General features: G+C 63.8%; 22 protein-coding genes. 15 read left to right on the top strand and 7 right to left on the bottom strand.

Translation table 11 applies throughout. The annotated features are described in order from the left end of the window. Nucleotides 1-1,577: AAA family ATPase (locus ACMLHZ_RS01775; RefSeq protein WP_418666100.1), on the top strand; the 1,577-nt coding region annotated here is incomplete at its 5' end. A gap of 153 nt (nucleotides 1,578-1,730) precedes the next feature. Here ACMLHZ_RS01775 and ACMLHZ_RS01770 read toward each other — a convergent pair. The 3 genes from ACMLHZ_RS01770 to ACMLHZ_RS01760 form a co-directional block, all read right to left on the bottom strand. Further along, entirely contained in the window at nucleotides 1,731-3,032 is a 1,302-nt protein-coding gene (locus tag ACMLHZ_RS01770; RefSeq protein WP_418666099.1) for a M23 family metallopeptidase, read from the bottom strand. A gap of 28 nt (nucleotides 3,033-3,060) precedes the next feature. After that, the gene (locus tag ACMLHZ_RS01765; protein ID WP_418666098.1) at nucleotides 3,061-4,317 is read right to left on the bottom strand and encodes a murein hydrolase activator EnvC family protein; all 1,257 of its coding nucleotides are present in this window, start codon (nucleotides 4,315-4,317) and stop codon (nucleotides 3,061-3,063) included. A gap of 114 nt (nucleotides 4,318-4,431) precedes the next feature. After that, entirely contained in the window at nucleotides 4,432-4,683 is a 252-nt protein-coding gene (locus tag ACMLHZ_RS01760) for a helix-turn-helix domain-containing protein (RefSeq protein WP_418666097.1), read from the bottom strand. Nucleotides 4,684-4,910: 227 nt separating this feature from the next. Between ACMLHZ_RS01760 and ACMLHZ_RS01755 the strand changes: the two genes are divergently transcribed. Then, the gene (locus tag ACMLHZ_RS01755; protein ID WP_418666096.1) at nucleotides 4,911-5,129 is read left to right on the top strand and encodes a hypothetical protein; all 219 of its coding nucleotides are present in this window, start codon (nucleotides 4,911-4,913) and stop codon (nucleotides 5,127-5,129) included. A 33-nt stretch (nucleotides 5,130-5,162) separates the two neighbouring features. Here ACMLHZ_RS01755 and ACMLHZ_RS01750 read toward each other — a convergent pair whose 3' ends face one another. The 4 genes from ACMLHZ_RS01750 to mgtE all read right to left on the bottom strand — a co-directional run bounded on the left by ACMLHZ_RS01750 (nucleotide 5,163) and on the right by mgtE (nucleotide 9,255). After that, nucleotides 5,163-6,341 (bottom strand): MFS transporter, encoded by a 1,179-nt coding sequence (locus tag ACMLHZ_RS01750; protein ID WP_418666095.1) that lies wholly within the window; start codon nucleotides 6,339-6,341, stop codon nucleotides 5,163-5,165. A 171-nt stretch (nucleotides 6,342-6,512) separates the two neighbouring features. Continuing rightward, complete coding sequence (locus tag ACMLHZ_RS01745; protein WP_418666094.1) at nucleotides 6,513-6,707, bottom strand: phosphatase; 195 nt, start codon at nucleotides 6,705-6,707, stop codon at nucleotides 6,513-6,515. A gap of 115 nt (nucleotides 6,708-6,822) precedes the next feature. Next, nucleotides 6,823-7,881 (bottom strand): A/G-specific adenine glycosylase, encoded by a 1,059-nt coding sequence (locus tag ACMLHZ_RS01740; protein WP_418666093.1) that lies wholly within the window; start codon nucleotides 7,879-7,881, stop codon nucleotides 6,823-6,825. Nucleotides 7,882-7,905: 24 nt separating this feature from the next. Beyond that, complete coding sequence (gene mgtE / locus ACMLHZ_RS01735; protein ID WP_418666092.1) at nucleotides 7,906-9,255, bottom strand: magnesium transporter; 1,350 nt, start codon at nucleotides 9,253-9,255, stop codon at nucleotides 7,906-7,908. Between the two features lie 529 nt (nucleotides 9,256-9,784). Between mgtE and ACMLHZ_RS01730 the strand changes: the two genes are divergently transcribed. The 13 genes from ACMLHZ_RS01730 to ACMLHZ_RS01670 all read left to right on the top strand — a co-directional run bounded on the left by ACMLHZ_RS01730 (nucleotide 9,785) and on the right by ACMLHZ_RS01670 (nucleotide 20,710). Next, the gene (locus ACMLHZ_RS01730) at nucleotides 9,785-10,168 is read left to right on the top strand and encodes a GntR family transcriptional regulator (RefSeq protein ID WP_418666091.1); all 384 of its coding nucleotides are present in this window, start codon (nucleotides 9,785-9,787) and stop codon (nucleotides 10,166-10,168) included. A gap of 15 nt (nucleotides 10,169-10,183) precedes the next feature. Next, a complete protein-coding gene (locus ACMLHZ_RS01725; protein WP_418666090.1) occupies nucleotides 10,184-11,083 on the top strand; it encodes an ABC transporter ATP-binding protein in 900 nt (299 codons plus the stop codon). Continuing rightward, entirely contained in the window at nucleotides 11,076-11,723 is a 648-nt protein-coding gene (locus ACMLHZ_RS01720) for a hypothetical protein (RefSeq protein ID WP_418666089.1), read from the top strand. The genes ACMLHZ_RS01725 and ACMLHZ_RS01720 overlap by 8 nt, the downstream gene beginning before the upstream one ends. 13 nt (nucleotides 11,724-11,736) lie before the next feature. After that, nucleotides 11,737-12,402: a hypothetical protein gene (locus tag ACMLHZ_RS01715; protein ID WP_418666088.1), complete on the top strand. Its 666-nt coding sequence runs from the start codon at nucleotides 11,737-11,739 to the stop codon at nucleotides 12,400-12,402. A gap of 99 nt (nucleotides 12,403-12,501) precedes the next feature. After that, nucleotides 12,502-13,461, top strand: a complete 960-nt coding sequence (locus tag ACMLHZ_RS01710; protein ID WP_418666087.1) for a lysostaphin resistance A-like protein — start codon at nucleotides 12,502-12,504, stop codon at nucleotides 13,459-13,461. A gap of 163 nt (nucleotides 13,462-13,624) precedes the next feature. Further along, a complete protein-coding gene (locus ACMLHZ_RS01705) occupies nucleotides 13,625-14,581 on the top strand; it encodes a lysostaphin resistance A-like protein (RefSeq protein ID WP_418666086.1) in 957 nt (318 codons plus the stop codon). Between the two features lie 135 nt (nucleotides 14,582-14,716). Next, a complete protein-coding gene (locus ACMLHZ_RS01700; protein WP_418666085.1) occupies nucleotides 14,717-15,643 on the top strand; it encodes a type II CAAX prenyl endopeptidase Rce1 family protein in 927 nt (308 codons plus the stop codon). Between the two features lie 19 nt (nucleotides 15,644-15,662). Continuing rightward, nucleotides 15,663-16,418, top strand: coding sequence for an exodeoxyribonuclease III (locus ACMLHZ_RS01695; RefSeq protein WP_418666084.1), 756 nt, complete (start codon nucleotides 15,663-15,665; stop codon nucleotides 16,416-16,418). A 118-nt stretch (nucleotides 16,419-16,536) separates the two neighbouring features. After that, nucleotides 16,537-17,424, top strand: a complete 888-nt coding sequence (locus ACMLHZ_RS01690; protein ID WP_418666083.1) for a DUF368 domain-containing protein — start codon at nucleotides 16,537-16,539, stop codon at nucleotides 17,422-17,424. 388 nt (nucleotides 17,425-17,812) lie between these two features. After that, the gene (locus ACMLHZ_RS01685; RefSeq protein ID WP_418666082.1) at nucleotides 17,813-18,337 is read left to right on the top strand and encodes an RNA polymerase sigma factor; all 525 of its coding nucleotides are present in this window, start codon (nucleotides 17,813-17,815) and stop codon (nucleotides 18,335-18,337) included. Further along, nucleotides 18,334-19,002, top strand: coding sequence for a hypothetical protein (locus ACMLHZ_RS01680; protein ID WP_418666081.1), 669 nt, complete (start codon nucleotides 18,334-18,336; stop codon nucleotides 19,000-19,002). Before ACMLHZ_RS01685 ends, ACMLHZ_RS01680 begins: the two co-directional genes overlap by 4 nt. A gap of 15 nt (nucleotides 19,003-19,017) precedes the next feature. Next, nucleotides 19,018-19,587 (top strand): hypothetical protein, encoded by a 570-nt coding sequence (locus ACMLHZ_RS01675; RefSeq protein ID WP_418666080.1) that lies wholly within the window; start codon nucleotides 19,018-19,020, stop codon nucleotides 19,585-19,587. Between the two features lie 4 nt (nucleotides 19,588-19,591). Beyond that, nucleotides 19,592-20,710: a hypothetical protein gene (locus ACMLHZ_RS01670; RefSeq protein ID WP_418666079.1), complete on the top strand. Its 1,119-nt coding sequence runs from the start codon at nucleotides 19,592-19,594 to the stop codon at nucleotides 20,708-20,710. Nucleotides 20,711-20,818: the final 108 nt, after the last annotated feature.

Raw genomic sequence — 20,818 nt, 5'->3', positions numbered from 1 at the left:
ATGTGCTCACCACCCTGGTGCAGCTGCTGGAACAAAAAAACCTGCTGGCCGGGGGAGGCATTGCCTGGATGGATCTGGGCCTCTATGCCGGGCCTGCGCAGGAAAAGCTGTTTTTGCAGGATCTTTATGCCGCCCTGGCGGGCCCGGGCCAGGTGGTGGCCTTTGAAAATTGCGACAAATGCCATGCCGGGTGTCTGGCGGTGCTGGCGGACCTGGCGGTAAAGGGCGCCGCGCCCCTGGCAAACCGGTATGTGGTGCAGAAGGGCATGCTGGTGGAGGCGGGCACCGCCCTGGTGCCCGGCGCGGTGAGCCGCCTGACGCCCCAGGGCAAGTACCTGGTGTTCCTGGCGCCCTGGGGCCCGCAGAAGCTGGCGGATCTGATGGGCGTGCGGTTTGTGAACGCGGCGCGGGACGTGTGCACCGCCGCGCCCTTTGCGCCGGCTGAGCTGCGCTCCATTGCGCTGGCCCAGCTGAACGAGGTGAGCAAAAAGGCCCGGGAGCGGCTTGGCCTGCGGCTGGCGCTGGAAAAGCAGCCCGAGGGTGAAGATGTGGCCAGCCTTGCTGTGGCCGCCGCCAAGGGCGGCGTGGGCGGCCTTGTGAGCTGGTGCGGCCGGTGCTTTGCGGCGCTGGCCGAATACACCCTGCGCCGCAGCCCCGCGCCCGACACCGCGCTGACCCTGAGCCGGGGCGGCGCGGGCAAGGTGCTGGCCCGGGCGGAGGGGGAGGAGCCCTTTGACCTGCTGGCCCTGCTGCCCAGGGAATACACCGCCGCGCTGGACGAGGTAAAGGCGGAGCTGGACCAGATCGTGGGCCTGGGCGAGGTAAAGGACTATGTGCTGGGCCTGGAGGACAACGTGAAGGTGCAGCGCCGGCGGGCAGAGGCGGGCATGAAGACCGCCAGCATCTCGATGCACATGATCTTTACCGGCAACCCCGGCACCGGCAAGACCACCATTGCCCGGCTGGTGGGCAAGTACCTGAAAGCGATCGGCGCGCTGAGCGGCGGCCAGCTGGTGGAGGTGAGCCGGGCCGACCTGGTGGGTCGGTATGTGGGGCACACCGCCCCGCTGACCAACAAGGTGATCCAGTCCGCCATTGGGGGCGTTTTGTTCATCGACGAGGCCTACGCTTTGTGCCGCGGCAGGGACGACAGCTTTGGCCTGGAGGCCATCGACGCGCTGGTAAAGGGCATGGAGGACAACCGGGAGGATCTGGTGGTGATCCTGGCGGGCTATACCAAGGAGATGGGGGAATTTTTGCAGGCCAACAGCGGCCTGAAATCCCGGTTCCCAAACCAGATCGAATTCCCCGACTACACCGGCGGGGAGCTGCTGGCCATTACCAGGATCAACGCCAAAAGCCGTGGTTACCGGCTGGCCGAGGGGTGTGATGCGCCCCTGCAGGCCTTTTACGACCGGGCCCAGGCGCAGGATGCCGCCAAGAATGGCAACGGGCGCCTGGCCCGCAACAAGCTGGAGGAAGCGATCCTGAACCAGAGCCGCCGGGTGGTGGCGCAGCCGGACGCAGCGCTGGACGAGCTGCTGCCGGGCGATTTTGAGCTGGGCGAAGAACATTAAAACTGCAAAAGCGCGGGCCGGTGAGTTTTGTACCGGCCCGCGCTTTGCTGCGGAGAACCCTCGCCACAGGAAAAACGGGCAAAAGAAAAAAGCGGGCCTGCCCCTTTTGAGGAGGCAGGCCCGCCGGAACGTAAAAATGAGTTAAAAGCCCCGTCAGCTCCAGAACAGACTCCCCTGGCCGCGCCAGGCCTCCCAGGGGCTGATGGGGACGCCGTACAGGCGCATCTCGCAGGTCACGTGGCCCTGCGTGGTGCCGATGACGTCGTTCTGGGCCACGTAGTCGCCCTCGTTTACCGAGATCCTGCCCAGCAGGTACACAATGCTCTTGAGCCCGCACCCGTGTTCGATCACCACGGTGCGGCCGCCGCCGTCCACCGTGCCGGCAAACACCACCCGGCCCGCCGCCGGGGCCAGGACCTTTTTGCCCGGGGTGACCGCCATGGTCACATTTACGCTGCGCCGGGGCTCGATGAGCTCGTTCACCGCCGCGAGCTCCGGGTAGATGGCCAGGGTGGCGGCGTCGATGCGGTCGGTGTATTCCAGCACGGCGTAATCGCGCACCACCTTGCCGCTGACCGGCTGGGTAAAGGCGCCGCTCCAATATACGTCCGGGTCGCAGACGGCCAGCACTTCGGCCAGCTTTTTGGAGGTGGAGCCTATGTAGGGGATCGCGGCGCTGCCGTCGATGGTGTAGGTGTCCAGCTCGCGGCGCTCGCGGCCGTAGATGTTCACGGTGGCGCTGACGGTCTGGCCGTTCACGGTGGCGCTGATCTCGTAATCGCCGCCGGGCTGGTTATAATCGACCGGGACATAGCTCAGCCAGCTGCCGCCGTGCCGCACGAACACGGCCTCCGGCTCCAGCTCGGTGGAGAGGCTGGGGGGCACTTCGCCCAAAGCGCCGGTGAGCTTTACCCCCACCACGCCCCCCTGCACCATACTGGAGGCCGAGAGGGTGATGCTTGGCTGTGCCAACAGCTCAAAGGTAAAGGAGTAGAGATAGTGCCCGTGGGGCTGCACGATAAGGCCCAGGGGGTCAGGCTCTTCGCCCAGCTGCAAAAGGGCGGTATACACCCCATCCGCCGAAAAGGCAAAGCCTGCGTATTCCTCTACCGTGCCCTCGAACACGGTTTCGCCCTGGGTGTTTTGGATGTGCAGCGTGCCCTGGGTGGAGGCGGGCGCCGCCAACTGGGGATGACTGTCGATGGCGCGCTGCAATTGCTGGGGCTCGCCGTGCTGGGCGCGGCTGAACTCGCGGCTCATCCATTTGCCCGCCACCGGCACCGACCACTCGTAGCCGCACTGGCGCAGCTCCTCGCCGCCGAAGCTCACGGAATACTCGGGCAGATCGCCCAGGCCCACCCGGCTGTACAGCCAGCCCATCACGCCCGCCACCAGCAGCGCCAGGACGACCAGGACCAGCGCCAGCCATTTGGCCAATGATTTCAGGAAATCCAATCCAATTCCACCTCACAACACTTGTGTTTCAGCCCCGCGGCTGGTAAAAAAGGCCGCCCTGGCCCCGCGTGAGCAGGCCCGGGTCCACGCTTTTGTTGCCGATGCGCACCTCCCAGGTGAGGGCTTCGCCCGCCTGGCCCAGCGCCGCGCCCTGGGTCACCACCTCGCCCACCTGAACATTTAGTGCAGCCAGGCCGAACAGATAGCTTTTTACGCCGCAGCCGTGATCCAGCACCAGGGTGCCGCCGGTGAGCGCCAGCTGGCCCGCGTAGGCCACCCGGCCCGGGGCGGGCGCGCGCACGCCCTGATCTTCGCCGCAGAGATAGCCGATGCCGGCCGACCGGCCGGAGAGGGCGCCGTCTTCGCTATATAGATATGCGCCGTAGGGGCGAAGCGTGTCCCCCGAAACGGGTGCGGAAAAGGCCCCGTTCCAGTAAGGGTCGCCCGAACCTTGGCTGTAAAAGCCCCAGATGGCGCTGCGGAACTGCTCGTTTGCCCCGGCGGGGGAAGGCCCCCCAGGGCCGGCGTCCGCTTTGCCCCAGTCGGCAAGCTCCACCGTGACCGTGGCGGCAAGGGTATACCCGCCCAGGGTGACGGTGAGGGGATACTCGCCCCGCTCGGCGTTGTAGGCAACAGGCAAAAAGCCCAGCCAGCCCGCCGCGGTGCGGGTGAACCAGACCGGCCCCAGCTCACACTGGGCCGCGGGCGAAGCGCCGGCAGGCAGAAAGCCGCCCACATACACCGCCGCCGTGCCCCCCTGGGCAATGCCGGGGGCCGAAAGGGCCAGGGTGGGCCGCAGATCCACCGAGAAGCGGCACTGATATACGTTGTACCCCACCGGCTTTGCGGGCTTTTCACCGGAGGAGGCGCGCCCGGCGCGGATCTCCAGCGTATAATCGCCGTTGTGAGAAAAGGAAAAATCCGCCCATTGGGCGGCGGAACCCTGGAACACGGCCGCGCCCGCGGCGTCGGTGAGGGTGAGGGTGGTGGCGGAGGCCGCCAACTCGCCGGTCACCTCCAGCGGGGCGGCGGGATCGGTCAGCCCGGCCAGGCGCTGGTAATTCAGGTCGGGGCTGCGGCTGTGCCGCCGCCACAAAACGCCCCCCAGCACCGGCACCTGCCAGTCGTACCCGGCGGGGGCGCCGAGATCCTGCCCGGCGAGCGAGACCCCGCCCCGGGGCAGGGCGCTTTCATCCGCCCGCCACCAGAAAAACCCCAGCGCGCCGGCCAGCAGGGCGCAGGTGAACAGGGCCACCAAAAGCAGCCAGAGAACAAACCGCCGCACGGCCTGCGCCCCCTTTCCAGGGCATTCTACCCCATAATATGTAAGATATTATAGCATAAAAGTGCCGGAGCGGATATATTTTGTCGAACGGAATTGTGCTATGTTTTGAATTTGTTAATCTCTGATCTCTAAAAGCCGATTTGGGGGGATCTTTAATGTGTCGGCAATGTTGAATAAAACTTCAAGGGTAAATGTTACCACCATATTGGACGCTTCAATTTGCCCCAAATAGGAACGACTGATCCCAGCTTTTTCTGCGAGTTGTTCCTGAGTCATACCCGCCCGTTTTCTGTAGTATGCGATGTTTAAACCCAATGCAATGTATCTGCTTTGATTCGCTAATGAAATTTTAGTGCTCTTTGGCATGACGATCACCTCACTAAAATTCTACTGCGATTTCAAATAGTTATAAATTATCTATCGAACAACAATTGACAACTGATAGATAACAATATATAATTAATTGAAAACAAAAATGCGTTATGCACTGTTTGGGAGCTAAAATAGAGCCGACTGCATACAAACGAGGTAAAGCCCATGAAATTTGATTTCCGGGAATCCATTGCAAGCAACCCCTGCAAAGGAGCCTTTCCATGAGTGAGCTGAAGATCTCCAAACGCACCGAGCCCGTCACCTTTACCATCCGCGCCGACCGCTCGGTCCTTGAATTTTACGACCGCCTGGCCGGGGCCACCAACCACAGCCGCAACGAGCTGCTTTGCCTAGCCCTGGACTATGCAAAGGATAAATTTTGGGTCGAGGATCCCTTAGGGCAGCCCGGCCGCACAGCCCCGCCGGACTCTTTTCTGTGAAGGCTTGCAGACGAAAAAAGGCTTGGCCCGGCTTTACGGCACGGGCTGCCCCGCCCCGGTGCGTTTCAGCAGCAATTCGTGCATGGCGGCCATGAGCAGCAGGATCACAAGCAGGTAAACGGGGAACAGGGCCGCGCTGAGGCGGGCGGCGATGAGGCCGAAGAGGGGCGGCATGAGGCAGGTGCCCACATAGGCGCTGGCCATCTGCACGCCGATGATGGCCTGGGACCGGCCGGCACCGAAACGACCCGGCGTGGCGTGGATGGTGCAGGGATAGATGGGGGCGCACCCCAGGCCGATGAGCAGGAGCCCGCAAAGGGCGGCCTCTTTTCCCAAGGGCAGAAGAAGCGCGGCGATGCCCGCGGCGGCGACACCCTGGCCCAGGCGCACCATCTGCCCGTCGTTCAGCCTCATGGTCAAAAAACCGCTCAGGGCGCGGCCCACGGTGATGCCGACGAAGAACAGGCCCGCAAAGCCGGCCGCCGTGCCGGCCGCGACGCCCTTGTGCAGAACAAGGTAGCTGCTGGCCCAAAGACCGGCGGTCTGCTCGAGCGCGCAGTAACAGAAAAAGGTGAGCATTACCGCCTTGGCCCCCGGGATGCGAAGGATCTGGCCCAGGGTGAGCGCCTTGGCCTTTGTCGCTTGCCTGCCGGGAACAGCGCCGCTGCGGAGCTTCCAAAGAGGCAGGCTGGCCAGCAGGATCGCGGTCAAGCCCGCCTGCAGCAGGGCGATGGAGCGATACCCCGCGTTCCATCCGCTGCCGGCGGTGAGGGCGCGGCCCATCACCCAGGGGCCGAGGGAGGCCCCTACACCCCACATGCAGTGCAGCCAGCTCATATGGCGGCTGGCGTAGTGCAGGGCCACGTAATTGTTGAGCGCGGCGTCCACGCTGCCCGCGCCAAGCCCGTAAGGCACGGCCCACAGGCACAACTGCCAGAACGAGCCGCTCGCCGAAAAGCCCAGCAGCGCCAGGGCGGTCATTGCCACACTGATGAGCGTGACCCTGCCGGCCCCCAGCTTTCGCGTAAGGCGGTCGCTTTGCAGGCTGGAGAGGACCGTGCCAAGGGCGATGATCATGGAGAGCGCCCCCGCACAGGAGACCGGCACGCCGAATTCGCCGTACATGGACGGCCAGGCGGCCCCCAGCAGGGAATCGGGCAGACCGAGGCTGATGAAGGAGAGATAGATGACGGCCAAGAGCAGATGGACCATTTGACGGCCCTCCCGTTGTTTGATAGGATCATGGCGGCCCAAGCCTTTTGCGGATGGAACAAAGCGCCGGGCAGGAGGCGGCAGGAAGGCCCATGGGGCGGGGATGACTGCCCGCAAAGGGCAAAAAATGCCCCGGGGGCTTGTAAGAGGCCCCCGGGGCACCGCGCGGTCTTATTCCTCGGTCTCTGGCAGGGGCTCGGCCTCGTCGGGCTCGCCCGGCTCTTCGTCGAAATCCTCGCTGAAGAGCAGCTGCTCGTATTCGTCCAGCTCTTTTTCGCGCCGGCGAATGTACATCCAGGCGGCGGCAAGCGCGCCGGTAGCGGCAGCCAGGAACACGATGATGGCTGCGAAAGTGGACTGCTTCATGGGTGTTTTCCTCCTTTGAATGGCTCCGCACGATGGGAAAGCGGAGATAGACACTTGTTATTGTATTTATTATATCCCAGCGCACAGGGGAATACAACAACGAATTTGTGAACTTTTAGCCCTGCGAGCCCCCGGTCATAAGGGCCTTGTAAACCTTGAAGGCACCGGGAAGGGCGTAGCCGGCGCGCAGCTGCTCCGGGCCGGCAAAGGCGCAGCCCGCGGGGGCCGTGCCGGCGGCCGCTGTGGCATACCAGCCGGCCATGTGCCATTCGATGTGGCTGAAAACATGCTTTGCGGGGGGCAGCGCGCCCCCCAAAGAGGCGCGGACCCCGAGGTCTGCCAGCGCGGCAGCCGCCTGGGCGCGGGTGAGCGCCCCCTCGAACAGGACCGGCTGCCACAGCCCGGCCAAAAGGCCGGTATCCGGCCGCTTCTGCAAAAGCCACCCGCCCGGGCCCCGCACCAAAAGTACGGTGATGGGCTGCACCCGGCGGGCCTTGGGTTTGGTTTTGACCGGCAGCCCCAGCTGGGTGCCTGCGGCCCTGGCCCGGCACAGCCGCGCCAGCGGGCAGGCGCAGCACTGGGGCGCGCCGCCCGGCAGGCAGACCAGCGCCCCCAGCTCCATCAGGGCCTGGTTGTAATCGCCGGGGGCGGCGGGGGGCTGGTGCTCCATCACCCGGACGGTGAACGCCTTTTTGACCGCGGGGTCCATGATGTTGCCGGGGTCGTTGTAAAGCCGGCTGAACACCCGCAGCACGTTGCCGTCCACCGCGGGCACCGGCAGCCCGAACGCGATGGAGCCGATGGCCCCGGCGGTGTATTCGCCCACGCCGGGCAGCCGCAAAAGCTCCTCGTAGCTGGCGGGCAGCCGGCCGCCCCAGGTTTCGCACACGATGCGCGCGGCCTTTTGCAGGTTGCGGGCGCGGCTGTAGTAGCCCAGCCCCTCCCACAGCTTGAACAGCTGCTCCTCGCCGCAGGCGGCAAGATCCGCCACGGTGGGAAGCGCCTGCATAAAGCGGCGGTAATGCTCCAGCGCGGCGGCCACGCGGGTCTGCTGCAGCATGATCTCGCTGACCCACACATGGTAGGGCGTGGGGTCGGCGCGGAAGGGCAGGGCACGGGCGTTTTTGTAAAACCAGGGCAGCAGGGCGGGGGCGATGGGCTCAAGGGTCGGCATGGGCGTTCTCCTTTGAAAATCCGTTCAGATGGGCAGCAGCGCCTGGGCCACGCTGAAGTAGATGACAAGGCTGGCTGCGTCCACAATGGTGGTGATGAGGGGCGAGGCCATGATGGCGGGGTCCATGTGCAGGGCCTTGGCCAAAAGGGGCAGCGCGCCGCCGATGGTTTTGGCCAGCATTACGGTGAACAGCATGGTGATGGCCACGGTGAGGGCGATCAGCTCGTTGCCCGGGTAAGTGAGGGCGAGGCGCACAAAGTTCACCGCGCTCAGCACCATCCCCACCAAAAGGCTCACCCGCAGCTCCTTCCACAGCACCTTCGGCAGGTCCCGCAGCGAGAGCTCGTTTACCGCGAGGCCGCGGATGATGAGGGTGCTGCTTTGGCTGCCGGCGTTGCCGCCGGTATCGGTGAGCATGGGAATGAAGGTGACCAGCATGGGAAGGGCGGCAAAGGCGGCCTCGTAATGGCCAAGGATGCCGCCGGTCAGCATGCCCGAGATCATGAGTACCAGCAGCCAAAGGATGCGGTGCTTTGCCAGTTCGAACACCCCGGTTTTCAGATAGGGGCGCTCGGAGGGGGTCATGGCGGCCATTTTTTCAAAATCCTCGGTGGCCTCCTGCTCCATCACGTCCACGGCGTCGTCCACCGTGACGATGCCCACGAGGCGGCCCTCGCCGTCCACCACCGGCAGGGACAAAAAGTTGTAGCGGCCCAAAAGGCGCACCGCCTCTTCCCGGTCGGCGGTGGTGGGCACCGAGATCACGTCGGTCTCCATGAGATCGCGCACCAGAAGCTCATCCTTTGCCAGCAACAGGCTGCGCACCGTGACCACCCCCAGCAGCCTGCGCCGGGGGCCCACCACATAGCAGGTGTACACGGTTTCCCGATCCTCACCGGTGCGGCGGATGTGGCTGAGCGCCTCGCCCACCGTCATGTCCGGATGCAGGTCGGTGAACTCGGCGGTCATGATGCTGCCGGCCGAGCCCGGCGGGTAGTGCAGGAACTGATTGATCAGGCCCCGCGTTTCGGGCGTGGCGTTTTTTAAAATGCGCTTGACCACGCTGGCCGGCATATCCTCCAGAAAATCCACCGCGTCGTCCACGAACAGATCTTCCAGAATGGCCGCCAGCTCAGCGTCGGTGGCTGCCGTGACGATGTGCTGCTGGGTCTCCGGCTCCAGCTCGGCAAACACCTCGGCCGCCGGGCCCTTGGGCAGGGTGCGGAAGGCGAGCACCGCCTCCTCGGGGGGAAGGGTTTCCAGGAATTCGGCAATGTCGACCTCGTTCAATTCGGCCAGAGCGTCGCGCAGTTCCTTGTAAGAGCGGTTTTTGAGCAGGGCTTCCAGCACTGCCGCGTTGAAATGCAGTTCCATGTTTGTATCCTCCTTTTCACGGGGTATGGGGAGGACGAGCGAAGGCCCGGCCGGTCTGCGGGCCGGCCCTGCAAAAACAGTGTTCCCACAGGGCAGCGCCGAAAACCGGCGGGGGCAAAAAACCGCCCGCGGCCCAAAGGGCCACAGGCGGCGCAACAGCAAAACAAAAAAGGCGGGCGGGCGCACCGGGGTATGCCCGCCGCCCGCTTTTGAGATTTAAAAAGCGGATGGAGAGCGCCCCGGCGCCGCCGGCTGCTCATTTGTTTGGCTGCCCGCCCACCGGGCCGGACTTCGTCCAACGGGTTCCAAGGTCGCTTCCTCCTTTATAAATCAGGTCGCAGAGGGGATTTGCGCCTGCGCCACCCCCATTGTACCCGCCGGGTCCCCGCAATGCAAGCCTTTTTGGGGCAAAGCGCCCCGCCCCCGGCGAAAATTTGCGAAAAATGTTTGCAGGGGGATTGACAGACGGGTGAATTGGTGATATGGTTAGTTACACAAGTAATGAACCAATCAACGCGGAGGTGATCTGGTGAATGGAACATTGAACGACCAGAGCTCGATCTACCTGCAGATCGCCAGGATGCTGGAGGACAGCATCCTGAGAGGGATCTACCGGGAGGAAGAGCAGGTGCCAAGCACCAACGAGCTGGCCAGGCTCTACCGCATCAACCCGGCAACGGCGGCCAAGGGCATCAACCTGCTGGCGGCCGAGGGGCTTTTGTACAAGCGCCGGGGCATCGGGATGTTCGTGGCCGGGGGCGCGGTGCAGGCGGTGCGGCGGAAACGCCGCGAAGCTTTTTACGACACTTATGTGACCAGCCTGGTGCACGAGGGCGGAAGCATCGGCCTTTCCTGCGCGGACCTGACCGAAATGGTGCGCCGCGCCTGCGGCGAAAACAACAACGACCTTTAAGAGGGGGAGAAAACAATGGAAAACAAGAGCCTTGTTGCAGCGGGTGTTTGCAAGAGCTACGGCAAAAAAGAGGTGCTTCACAATGTGGACCTGACCCTGGAGCCGGGCCGCATTTACGGCCTGATCGGCCGCAACGGCGCGGGCAAGACCACCCTTTTGGGCATTTTGACCGCCCAGAACACCATGGATTCAGGCAGCGTGCGGTACGGCGGCGAGCCGGTGTGGGAAAACCCGGCCGCCCTGGGGGACATCTGCTTTTCCCGCGAGCTGTCGGCCGGGGCGGGCGGCAGCGGCGCAAACTCGCTGAAGGTGAAGGATTACATGCGGGCGGCGGCCATCTATTACCCCCGCTGGGATCAGAAATATGCCGACGAGCTGGTGGAGCGCTTTGGCCTGGAGACCAAAAAGCGGATCATCAAGCTGTCGAAAGGCATGATGAGCATGGTGACCATCATCATTGCGCTGGCCAGCCGGGCGCCCATCACCATTCTGGACGAACCGGTGGCAGGGCTGGACGTGGTGGCCCGGGAAATGTTCTACAAGCTGCTGCTGGAGGAGTATGACGCCACCGGCCGCACCTTTGTGGTGAGCACCCATATCATTGAGGAGGCCGCGGCGGTGTTCGAGGAGGTCATCATCCTGGACGAGGGCCGCCTGATCGAGAAGGCCCCCACCGACGAGCTGGTGGCGCAGTTCCACTGTGTGAGCGGCCGGGAGGACGCGGTGGACGCGGTGTGCGCGGGGCTGACCGTGCTGAGCGCCGAGGCGCTGGGGCGGCACAAGGCCGCCACGGTGCGCTGCCCGCTGGCAGAGCTGGAGCGGGCGGCAGCGGGCCGCGATGTGGACATCGCCCCCCTGAACCTGCAAAAGGCGTTTGTGGCCCTGTGCGGCCACGGGGAGGTGCAAAATGCTTAAAAGCGCGCGGTTTTTGAGCCGCTCGATGCTGAACAACCTGGGCATCCTGTTTGTGTTTGAGGGAGGGTGCGCGGCGGGCGTTCTGCTTTTAAAGGATTCGGACAATATTTTTGGGACCTACCTGGGGGCCTGCACCATGATGACCCTGATCATCGTGATGGTGATGTGCTCGAACTGGACCCAGAGCCTGGTGCAGGTGGGCCTTGCGATGAGCGGCACCCGTAGGGGCATGTGGGGGGCGATCGAGCTGAACCTGCTGGCCGCCGCGGCCGGTGGCCTGGCGCTGCAGGCGGTGGTGGACCGGGTGATCGCCGCCCAGGGCACCCGCTTTGCCATGAACCTGCCCGCCCAGGGCTTTACCCTGCCGCTGCTGGCGGCCCTGCTGCTGCTGGTGGGCAACCTGGGGGCGCTGACCGGCATGCTGAAGGTCACCTGGATGAAGGTGGTGTTCATAATCGTGATGATGCTGGCAGTGGTGGGGGGCATGCTGCTGGGCATGGCGCGGGAGTTTGCGTGGTTCCGGCCCGGCCTGCAGGGCCCCGTGCTGGGCGCGGCCGCGGGGGCAAGCCTTGTGCTGGCCGCGGGCTGCGCCGCCTGGCTGCACAAAAAACTGCGCACCGCCCAGGTGCTGGTCATGTGAGGAGGGAACGGACATGGCGCTTTTTAAAAAGCATTTTTGGATGAACCGCTTTGACCTGCTGGTGGAATTGGCGGTGCCGGCGGGGCTGTGGCTGCTGCTGGAGCTGATTGTGGACATTGCCCAGAGCGTGACCGGCGACTACGTGTACTTTGGGGTACCCGCGGTGGTGGCCCTGTTCGGCAGCGCCATCATGGAGCTGTTCGTGAACGCGGCCCGCATGTGCACCAACTATTCCATGGGCCTTGCCATGGGCCGCACCCGGCGCTGCATGCTGGGGCTGATCCTGGGTGAAAGCGTGACCCACATGGCGCTGGCGGTGGCAGGGGTGCTGGCGCTGAACCTGGTGAGCATGGGGATGGACCGGCTGCTGGGCTTCCCCGCGCGGCAAAGCCTGTTTGCCCTGATCCCCTGGTGGGTGTGGCCCGTCACGTTTTTGGCCGCCCTGGCGGTGGGGTTTGCCAGCGGCATCCTGCTGCTGGCGTTTGGGCAGAAGGGCTTTTGGGTGATGTGGGGCATCTGGATGGCGGCCTTTATTGTGCCGGCCAACACCCCGGGCCTGAATTTTGCGGAAATGCCCCTGCCTTTGGTGGCGGTGGGCGCGGCCCTGGCGGGCGTGGTCCTGTTGGGGTGGTTTATCTGGAGTGTGTGGTACGCGCTGCACTGCCCGGTAAAAATATGAGGGCGGCCCGGCGGAGCGTTGACAAAGCCCGCGGGATGGAGTATCATTGCTTTATCGCAGTAGTAAAGTGAATTACATGCTGATCAGAGGAGGAGAAGAATGGAACAAAACCAAGCGATCGCGGGCGCGGCCCCGGCCGCGCCGGCACTGCCGGGCTTCAAGCGAAGCGTGAGCCGGCTGGGCCTGGCGTTTATGGTATATATGGTGGTGTGCCAGCTGGCGCAGCTGGCGTGCATCTCGGCGGTGCAGCTGCTCTGGCCGGAGGCGCTGAATAACGGCTGGGCGGTCTGGCTGCTCACCGACCTGCCCCTGTATCTGGTGGCCTTTCCGCTGTTTTTGCTGACCGCGCGCCTGGCGCCGAACACCGCGCCCGCGCCGAGCTACAGGGCCCGGCGGGAGAGCATGGGGCCAAAGCAGCTGGCGCAGCTGTTCTGCGTGATCATTGCAGTGACATACATCGGCAATTACATCTCGCTGGGCATCAACGCGCTGCTGGCCCTGATCAAGGGCGCGGCGGTGGTAAACCCCCTGGAAACGGTGGCGGGGGGCGGCACTTTGCTGGCAAATCTGATCTTCGGCGCGCTGGTGCCCGCGGTGGGCGAGGAGTATGTGTTCCGGGGCGTGGCGTACAAAAAGCTGGCGGGCTTTGGCGAAACGCCCTTTATCCTGGTATCGGGCCTGGTGTTCGGGTTGTTCCACGGCAACCTGAGCCAGCTGATCTACGCCTTTGCCATTGGCTGCGTGCTGGCCTGGCTGGCCTGCCGCACCGGTACCCTGGTGTACGGCATGGGCCTGCACTTTGTGGTGAATTGCTGGGGCATCGGCATTGCGCCCCTGCTGGTGCAAAGCGAGGCGGGCAGCATTGCGGCGGTGGCGTTCATCCTGATCGCGGGTGTTCTGGGCGTGGTGTTCGCGGTGCGCTATTGGCGTACCCAGCCCCACCCGGGCCCGGGCGTGGGGCTGCCGGCGCACCCGGTTCGGGCCGTGCTGCTGGCCCCGGGCATGCTGGCGTATGAGCTGGTGTGCCTGGCGCTGATCGTAATGGTGATCCTGATGTAAAGCGACAGCCTGCCCCACCCCCGGAGCTTTTCCGGGGGTGGGGCGCTTTTTTGCTGGAACCTGCCCGCGGGATGTGGTACACTGAAAAAGGCGCAGCGGGCGCAGGCTGCTTTCAGAATATTCCAAAGGGAATAAAAGCTGCGCAAAGGAGGCGGAAAAGCGCATGGCAGGCGAGCTTTACGAGCCGGCGGCGGGGCTGGACTTTCGGCGCACCATGAGCCGGGTGGGCGCGAGCTACGCGGCGTTTCTGCTGGCGGCAGACGGGGCTGTGCGGCTGATCTGGGAGGCGCTGTGGGCCTTTTTGCCGCCGGAAGCTTATGACCGGGTGTATTACAGCGACCTGGCGGCAAGCCTGATCGGCGACGGCGGCCTGTATCTTGTGGGCCTGCCGGTTCTGCTGGCGCTGCTGCACTGGCTGCTGCCGGATACGGCCCCGGCCCCCCGGCCCCTGGGCGGGCCGCGCCCCTTTACCGAGCGGCAGTTTGCCCGGCTGTTTTTGGCGGGGTTCGCCCTGATGCTGCTGGGCGCGCTGATTGCCGACGACCTGGGCTGGTTTTTGGAGTTTTTGCGGGGAACGGCCATTCCAGACCCGCTGGAGGGCGCGATCAGCGGCAGCGTTTGGGGGGACTTTTTCTTCCTGTGCATGGCGGCGCCCATCGGCGAGGAGTTTTTGTTCCGCTGGCTGCTTTACAAAAAGCTGGCCGGTTTTGGCGAAACGGCGTACATTCTGACCTCCGGACTGATGTTCGGGTTGTTTCACGGCAATTTTGAGCAGTTTTTTTACGCCACGGCCCTGGGATGGCTGTTGGCCTGGGCAGTGTGCCGCACAGGGGGAATGCTGTGGCCGGTGCTGCTGCATGCGCTCATGAATTTTACAGCCGGCGTGCTGCCCTCGCTGCTGGAGATGCTTGAGGGGGGCTGGCGGGTGTACTGCGGCCTGGAGGCACTGCTGGCGGTGTTGGGGGCGCTGGTGCTGCTGGGCGCGGCCCGCAGGCAGCGCCCGGAGCCCCCGCCCGGCCCGCTGCCCCCCTCGCCCGGGGCGGCGGCGGTGCTGAACCCGGGCATGCTGGCGTTTGGCGGATATTGCCTGTATTTGTGGCTCACAGGCATCCTGGCCTGAAAGACCGGGGCGGGGAGAAAAGCTTGCGGAGGCCATTGCAGGCGGGCGGTGCTGGCGGCGCTGTGGGGGCGCGGGTGGAAATCTGCCGGCTGCCGTGGTACACTATACCAAACGGGCGGAAAGGGGGGCGGCGGCATGCCAAAGGAAAAAAGGGCGCCGGGCTTTGCCAAAACGGTGAGCTTTTTGGCGTTTGGGCTTACCCTGATGACGGGGGCAAGCTGGGGCGTGGTGAACGGCGTGTACGCGCTGGCGGCCAGGTTCGGCTGGAGCTGGCCGGGCGGCAACGCCACCTGGGCCATGCTGCTGAACGATGGGGCCATTTACCTGGCGGGGCTGCCTTTTTTGCTGCTGCTGGGGCGCTTTGTGCCCAGCTGCGCGCCGATGCCGCTCATCCCCCGGCGGCCTTTGACCCCCGGGTGCTTTGCGCGGCTGGGGTGCATCGCCTATGCCGGTTCGTACCTGGCAAACCTTGTGACTGTGGTGCTGCTGATGCTGCTGCGGCTGCTGGCGGGCGGCGGCCTGACGGCAGGCCGGGTGAACACGCTGCTGGAGGGGCTGCCCCCGCTGTGGGGCTTTTTGCTGGTGGCGGTGCTGCCTGCGGTGTGCGAGGAGTTGGTGTTCCGGGGTTACCTATACAAAAAGCTCATCCGCTTTGGCGAGGGGCCGTATATCCTGCTGTCCGGCTTTTTGTTCGGCACCTACCACGGAAACCTGGAACAGTTCTTTTACGCCTTTGTGATGGGCTGCTGCCTGGCGTTTTTGGTGTGCCGCACGGGCAGCGTGCTGTACGGCGTGCTGCTGCACTTTTTGATGAATTTTCTCAGCGTGTGCGTGCTGCTGCCCCTGGAAAACAGCCTGGCGTTCACGGCTTTCCTCGGCTGGGCGATGCTGGCGGTGATCGGCATGGGGATCGGCTTTTTTGTGCAGCTGCGCCGCGGCCTGCACTTTGCCCGCTCCCCCGCGCTGCCCGGCCACCCGGCGGCGGCCGCGCTTTTGAACCCGGGCATGCTGACCTGGATCATCTGCTTTGCGCTGCTGGCGGTGCTGAACCTGATCTCTTAATAAAGAAAGGAAATTACACATGCGACTGATCAGTTGGAATGTGAACGGCCTGCGGGCTGTGCTGCGCAAGGAGTTTGCGGCCCAGTTTGCCGCATTAAATGCGGATGTGTTCTGCGTGCAGGAGACCAAATGCCAGCCCGGCGAGGCGGACTTTGCCCCCGAGGGCTACACCGCCTACTGGAACAGCGCTGAAAAAAAGGGGTATTCCGGCACGGCCTGCTGGTGCAGGACGCAGCCCCTCTCGGTGCGGTACGGCATTGGCAAAGAGGAGCACAGCCACGAGGGCCGGGCCATCACGCTGGAGTTTGAACGGTTCTTTTTGGTGAACGTGTATGTGCCCAACGCCCAGGAGGGGCTGGCGCGCATTGATTACCGGATGCAGTGGGAGGATGACCTGCGCGCCTACCTGCTGGCGCTGGATGCCGAAAAGCCGGTGGTGCTGTGCGGGGACATGAACGTGGCGCATGAGGAGATCGACCTGAAAAACCCCAAGACGAACCGGGGCAGCGCCTGCTTTTCAGACCAGGAGCGGGGAAAAATGACCGAGCTTTTGGCGGCGGGCTTTGTGGATTCCTTCCGCGCGCTCTACCCCGCGCGCACCGGCGCCTACACCTGGTGGAGCTATAAATTCGGCGCCCGTAAAAACAATGCGGGCTGGCGCATCGACTACTTTATCGTGAGCGGGCGGCTGCAAAGCGCGGTGAAGGACAGCCTGATCTTTGCCGACTACATGGGCAGCGACCACTGCCCGGTGGGCCTGGAGCTGGAGCTGTGAGCGGGGGCTTTACCCGGATTTTACTTGCATTCGGTCCCGGGGCGGGGTATAGTAATAAAGTATACGGCGGCGCCCAGGGCGCTGCACACACCATTTTGTTAAGGGGACTTTACAAAATATGAAAGCCATTTTGGATCTTCTGCGGGGCATCGTGATCGGCATTGCCAACATCATCCCCGGCGTGTCCGGCGGCACCATGGCGGTGTCGATGGGCATTTATGACAAGCTTATCGGCGCGGTGAGCAACCTGTTCAAGGATTTTAAAAGGAACCTGCTGTTCCTTCTGCCCCTGCTGATCGGCATGGGCGCGGGCATTGTGGGCTTCGGCAAACTGCTGGAATATTTGCTGGAATACCATGTGCTGGCCACCTGCCTGACCTTTGTGGGGCTGATTTTGGGGGGCGTGCCCGTTTTGTGGGTGCACCTGAAGGGCAGCGTTTCCAAAAAGCCCGGCGGGCGCCTGGGCGCGGCCGAGGTCGCCTGTTTTGCGCTGCTGCTGGCGGTGGGGGTGGGCCTGCCCCTGTTGCAGGGCAGCGAGGGCGCGGTAAAGGCCATGAGCCTTTCGGTGGGCAGCGCGGTGATTTTGTTCCTGCTGGGCGTGATCGCCAGCGCCACCATGGTAATCCCCGGGGTATCCGGCAGCATGGTGCTGATGGTGCTGGGCTATTACAGCACCATTCTGGCGCAGGTCACCGGCCTGCTGGACAGCCTGCTGGCCCGCGACTGGGCGGCCCTGGGCCACTGTGTGGGCCTTTTGGTGCCCTTTGGCGTGGGTGTGGTGCTGGGCATTTTCCTGATTGCCAAGCTCATTGAGTGGCTGTTTAAAAAATTCCCCAGCCAGACCTATGCGGCGATTATTGGGCTGATCGTGGCGAGCCCGTTCGGCATTTTGTATTCCTCGGGCGCGCTGGAGAGCTTCAGCGCCATAGGCCTGATCGTGGGCCTGGTGCTGGGCGCGGCGGGCGGCTGGGTTACCTGGCTGATGGGCGAAAAGGAGCCTGCCTGACGGTTTGCAGTTTACAGCGCCCCCCATTTGGGGGGCGCTGTTTTGCTGCCCAGGAGTAAAACGGTTCGTTTGAAACGCAAGCCGCGCCGTGCCTGTTGGGGGCAGCCTGCGCGGGTGTGCAAAAAAGCAGGCGGCACCAGACCGCGGCCGCTTTTTTGCCCCGGCGCCCCCGGTTGCCGCGAAAGGGCGAAACCGGTATAATAGCTTTGGCAGACCCTGTAAAAAAACAGGGCAGAGCCTGCGGCACAGGAAGAAATATCCGGCTGCAATTTTTTTGAAAAATTTGAAGAAACCCGTCTTGCGCCCTCGTTACGTAGGCAGAGCGGGAAGAAATGCGGACGTTCCAAACGCTCGCATGGCTTTGTGGGGAAGGCGGTGAGGCGGCAGCGTGACCAATGCACAATTCAGCACACTGGTGGAGCAATATCAAAAGCTGGTTTATACCGTGTGCTACCAGCTGGTGCGGGATCATCAGCTTGCCGAGGACCTTACGCAGGATACCTTTGTGGCCGCCTATTCCCACATGGACGACTGCCCGCCCGAAAATTACAAGCCCTGGCTGGCCCGCATTGCCACAAACAAGGCAAGGGACCACCTGAAAAGCGCCTGGAACCGACGCGTGTCGGCCCCCGGCGACGAGGCCATGCCGGAAACACCCCAGGTTTCCGGCGCGCCGCCCGAAACCCCCGAGGACCTGACCGTGAGCGAGGCGGAGGCGGAGGCCATCCGCCAGATGGTACGCCAGCTCAAGGAGCCCTACTTACAGGTCTCCGTGCTGTACTTTTTGGAGGAGCGCAGCGTGGAGGAGATCAGCCAGGCGCTGCGCCGCCCCCCCAAGACGGTGCACACCCAGCTGTTCCGGGCAAAAAAGATGCTGCAGCAAAAAATATTGGAAAGGAGCGCAAGGCGATGAGCGAATTGTTTCTGGAAAACGGGCACCTCAGCAATGAGGGCCTTAAGGCCCTCATTCAAGGTACCTTGAATGAGACCAGCCGCCTGGAAGCGGCGGAGCACCTGAGTTTCTGCGATGAATGCCTTGTGCGTTACACCGACCTGCTTGTGGAGGACGTGCAGGTGGAGCCGGAGCAGAGCGTTACTCTGCCGGTGATGCGCAGGCTGCGCCAGAGGGCCGTAAAGGTGCTGGTAAGCCGCTACACCGCGGCTGCCGCGGCTGTGATGATCGCGGGCACGCTGTGGTACAGCGGCGTGCTGACCGGCGCGGCCGAAGCCTTTGCCACCCGCACCCCCCAGGCTGAGCCCCAGCAGCGGCCGGCCGTGACCGACACCGAGGGGCCCAAAATACCCCAGAATGTGCTGACCGGAGCCATCAACGGCTGGCTGGCCGGCCTGCGGCCCGCACCGCAGCAAAAACCGGCGCAAAACGACCAGCAGACGGATCCGGCAAAGCCGGAGGCAACCCCCGAGGCGGATCAGCAAGCGAAACCCGAGGCCACGCCGGCCCCCACGGCAAAGCCCCAGGCAACCCCCCAGCCTCAGGGTGCGAAAGCCCCCCGCGATTTCAGCATCAGCAAGCTACTCAACAACCTGTTCGGCGGCAATGCGGCCCCGGAAGCTTAAGGAGGAAATAACGTTATGAGAAAAAGTGGATTTTGGACCGTGTGCTTTGCCTTTATCCCCGGAGCGGGCCAGATGTACCAGGGTTATATGAAACGCGGGCTTTCGATGGGCCTGCTGGTGGTGGTGCCCTTTATGCTGGCGGCGTTCATGGGCATGGACGTGCTGGTGTTCCCCTGCCTGATCCTGTACATGTACAGCTTTTTTGACACCCTGAACCTGCGCAGCCAGCTCACCATGGGGGTCGCCCCGCCGGACGACTACCTGTACCACCTGAACGGCGTGGGCGGCGACTTGGACCGGCTGCTGGCAAAACGGCACCACCTGATCGGCTGGGCGCTGGTGCTGCTGGGCGTGTTTGCGATCTACAACAACTTTGTGAGCCCCTGGCTGTGGAACCTGGCCCGCCTGTTCGGTTACGAGAGCATCTTCTATAATGTTCTCACCAGCCTGATCAACGGCGTGCCCAACCTGCTGGTGGCCGTTGCCCTGATCGTGGTGGGCCTGTGGCTGGTGAAAGGCGGAAAGCGCAGCGCCGCCCCCGCCGAGGACTTTACCGAATTCAAGGGCGCCGAGCCGAAGGAGTAACGCCATGAACGACAAAATTGAACTGAGCCTGCCGGGCACACCCATTCCGGAGGAGTTTACGCCCCCCACCCTGGCCGACGGCCCCGCGCCCGCCGCGCCGGTGCCGCCGGTGCCGGAAGACGCCGTGCCCGACCCCGTGTTTGCACAGCCGGCCCCGGCCGGTAAAAAGGGCCGGGGCGGGCAGGCCCCGAAGCCCGACAAGCCCCCGGTGCGCCGGGTGGGTACCTTTACCCTGGGCGTGGCGCTGATTTTAACCGGCCTTTGCATCACCGCCAGCTTTGTGATGCCGAACTTTGACATTGTAACCGTGGCGAAAATGGCCCCGCTGGTGCTGGTGGCCCTGGGGCTGGAGATCCTGTGGGTGACCGCCCGCCACGGCAGCAGCCGCCTGAAGTACGATTTTTTGAGCATGCTCGTGTGCTTTACCCTGATCTGCGCCAGCCTGGCCGCCGCCTGCGTGCCGGTGTTCTGGAAGTATTACGGGCCTGAGCGCGACCTGACCGAGTACCGCCTGGCCCACGAGCTGGAACAGAAGCTGTACGAGGAGCTGAGCGGCCTTGGGGTGAGCGACTGCGATGTGTACGTGAACCTGAGCGGTATGGAATTTGATAAGGACATGACCGTTTCGGAGCTGACGATGCAGGACCAGGTGCACGCCAACCTGACCCTGAGCGGCGATTTCAAGGAAGAGGCGGCGTTTGTGGCGGCAGGGGAAAAGGTGCTGCCGGTGCTGCGCCAGAACGGCGTGAACGACGTGAACCTGTATGCCCAGAGCGACACCGACCGCTGGGAGGCGACGCTGTACGGCACCTTTTCGCTGAACGCCGCGGGCGACGACTTTGCACGCCATGTGAGCCACGAGATTTATGTGACCGACGCGGACGGCGACAGCTACTGGTACGACGCCCAGGCCTGGGCCAATAAGGCCGCCTACGAGGAAGAGATGCGCCAGCAGATGGCAAAAGAGCAGGCGCAGGACGAGGCTTACCAAAACGGTTACCAGGCAGCCCTGGCAGACTACGGCCTGGGCGAGGAAAGCGAGCCGCAGGCGGAGCCGGATGCGCAGAGCGAGCCCCCGGCAGACGGCGAGGGCGGCGCGGACGGCATGGACGCCGCGGCGTGACGCCCCGCGTTTATAAAGCCCGGGTAACAAAATACACAACAAAACCCCTGTAGATTTTACAGGGGTTTTATTGTGTTTTGAACTTCAAAGTGTTACACTTTATAGTAA

Origin of the sequence: Allofournierella sp. (assembly GCF_048388525.1) — a bacterium.
In the GTDB taxonomy this organism is placed as follows: Bacteria; Bacillota; Clostridia; order Oscillospirales; family Ruminococcaceae; genus BQOK01.
Note: the sequence above shows the minus strand (reverse complement) of the source record. Positions and strands in the feature narration are given on the sequence as shown.

Coding starts and splice junctions, on each gene's coding strand:
- ACMLHZ_RS01745 (WP_418666094.1), bottom strand. CDS start 6,707: ATGAAGCAGTCCACTTTCGCAGCCATCATCGTGTTCCTGGCTGCCGCT.
- mgtE (WP_418666092.1), bottom strand. CDS start 9,255: ATGGAACTGCATTTCAACGCGGCAGTGCTGGAAGCCCTGCTCAAAAAC.
- ACMLHZ_RS01690 (WP_418666083.1), top strand. CDS start 16,537: ATGAAAGCCATTTTGGATCTTCTGCGGGGCATCGTGATCGGCATTGCC.
- ACMLHZ_RS01710 (WP_418666087.1), top strand. CDS start 12,502: ATGGAACAAAACCAAGCGATCGCGGGCGCGGCCCCGGCCGCGCCGGCA.
- ACMLHZ_RS01755 (WP_418666096.1), top strand. CDS start 4,911: ATGAGTGAGCTGAAGATCTCCAAACGCACCGAGCCCGTCACCTTTACC.
- ACMLHZ_RS01725 (WP_418666090.1), top strand. CDS start 10,184: ATGGAAAACAAGAGCCTTGTTGCAGCGGGTGTTTGCAAGAGCTACGGC.
- ACMLHZ_RS01695 (WP_418666084.1), top strand. CDS start 15,663: ATGCGACTGATCAGTTGGAATGTGAACGGCCTGCGGGCTGTGCTGCGC.
- ACMLHZ_RS01700 (WP_418666085.1), top strand. CDS start 14,717: ATGCCAAAGGAAAAAAGGGCGCCGGGCTTTGCCAAAACGGTGAGCTTT.
- ACMLHZ_RS01705 (WP_418666086.1), top strand. CDS start 13,625: ATGGCAGGCGAGCTTTACGAGCCGGCGGCGGGGCTGGACTTTCGGCGC.
- ACMLHZ_RS01760 (WP_418666097.1), bottom strand. CDS start 4,683: ATGCCAAAGAGCACTAAAATTTCATTAGCGAATCAAAGCAGATACATT.
- ACMLHZ_RS01680 (WP_418666081.1), top strand. CDS start 18,334: ATGAGCGAATTGTTTCTGGAAAACGGGCACCTCAGCAATGAGGGCCTT.
- ACMLHZ_RS01670 (WP_418666079.1), top strand. CDS start 19,592: ATGAACGACAAAATTGAACTGAGCCTGCCGGGCACACCCATTCCGGAG.
- ACMLHZ_RS01740 (WP_418666093.1), bottom strand. CDS start 7,881: ATGCCGACCCTTGAGCCCATCGCCCCCGCCCTGCTGCCCTGGTTTTAC.
- ACMLHZ_RS01750 (WP_418666095.1), bottom strand. CDS start 6,341: ATGGTCCATCTGCTCTTGGCCGTCATCTATCTCTCCTTCATCAGCCTC.
- ACMLHZ_RS01675 (WP_418666080.1), top strand. CDS start 19,018: ATGAGAAAAAGTGGATTTTGGACCGTGTGCTTTGCCTTTATCCCCGGA.
- ACMLHZ_RS01715 (WP_418666088.1), top strand. CDS start 11,737: ATGGCGCTTTTTAAAAAGCATTTTTGGATGAACCGCTTTGACCTGCTG.
- ACMLHZ_RS01720 (WP_418666089.1), top strand. CDS start 11,076: ATGCTTAAAAGCGCGCGGTTTTTGAGCCGCTCGATGCTGAACAACCTG.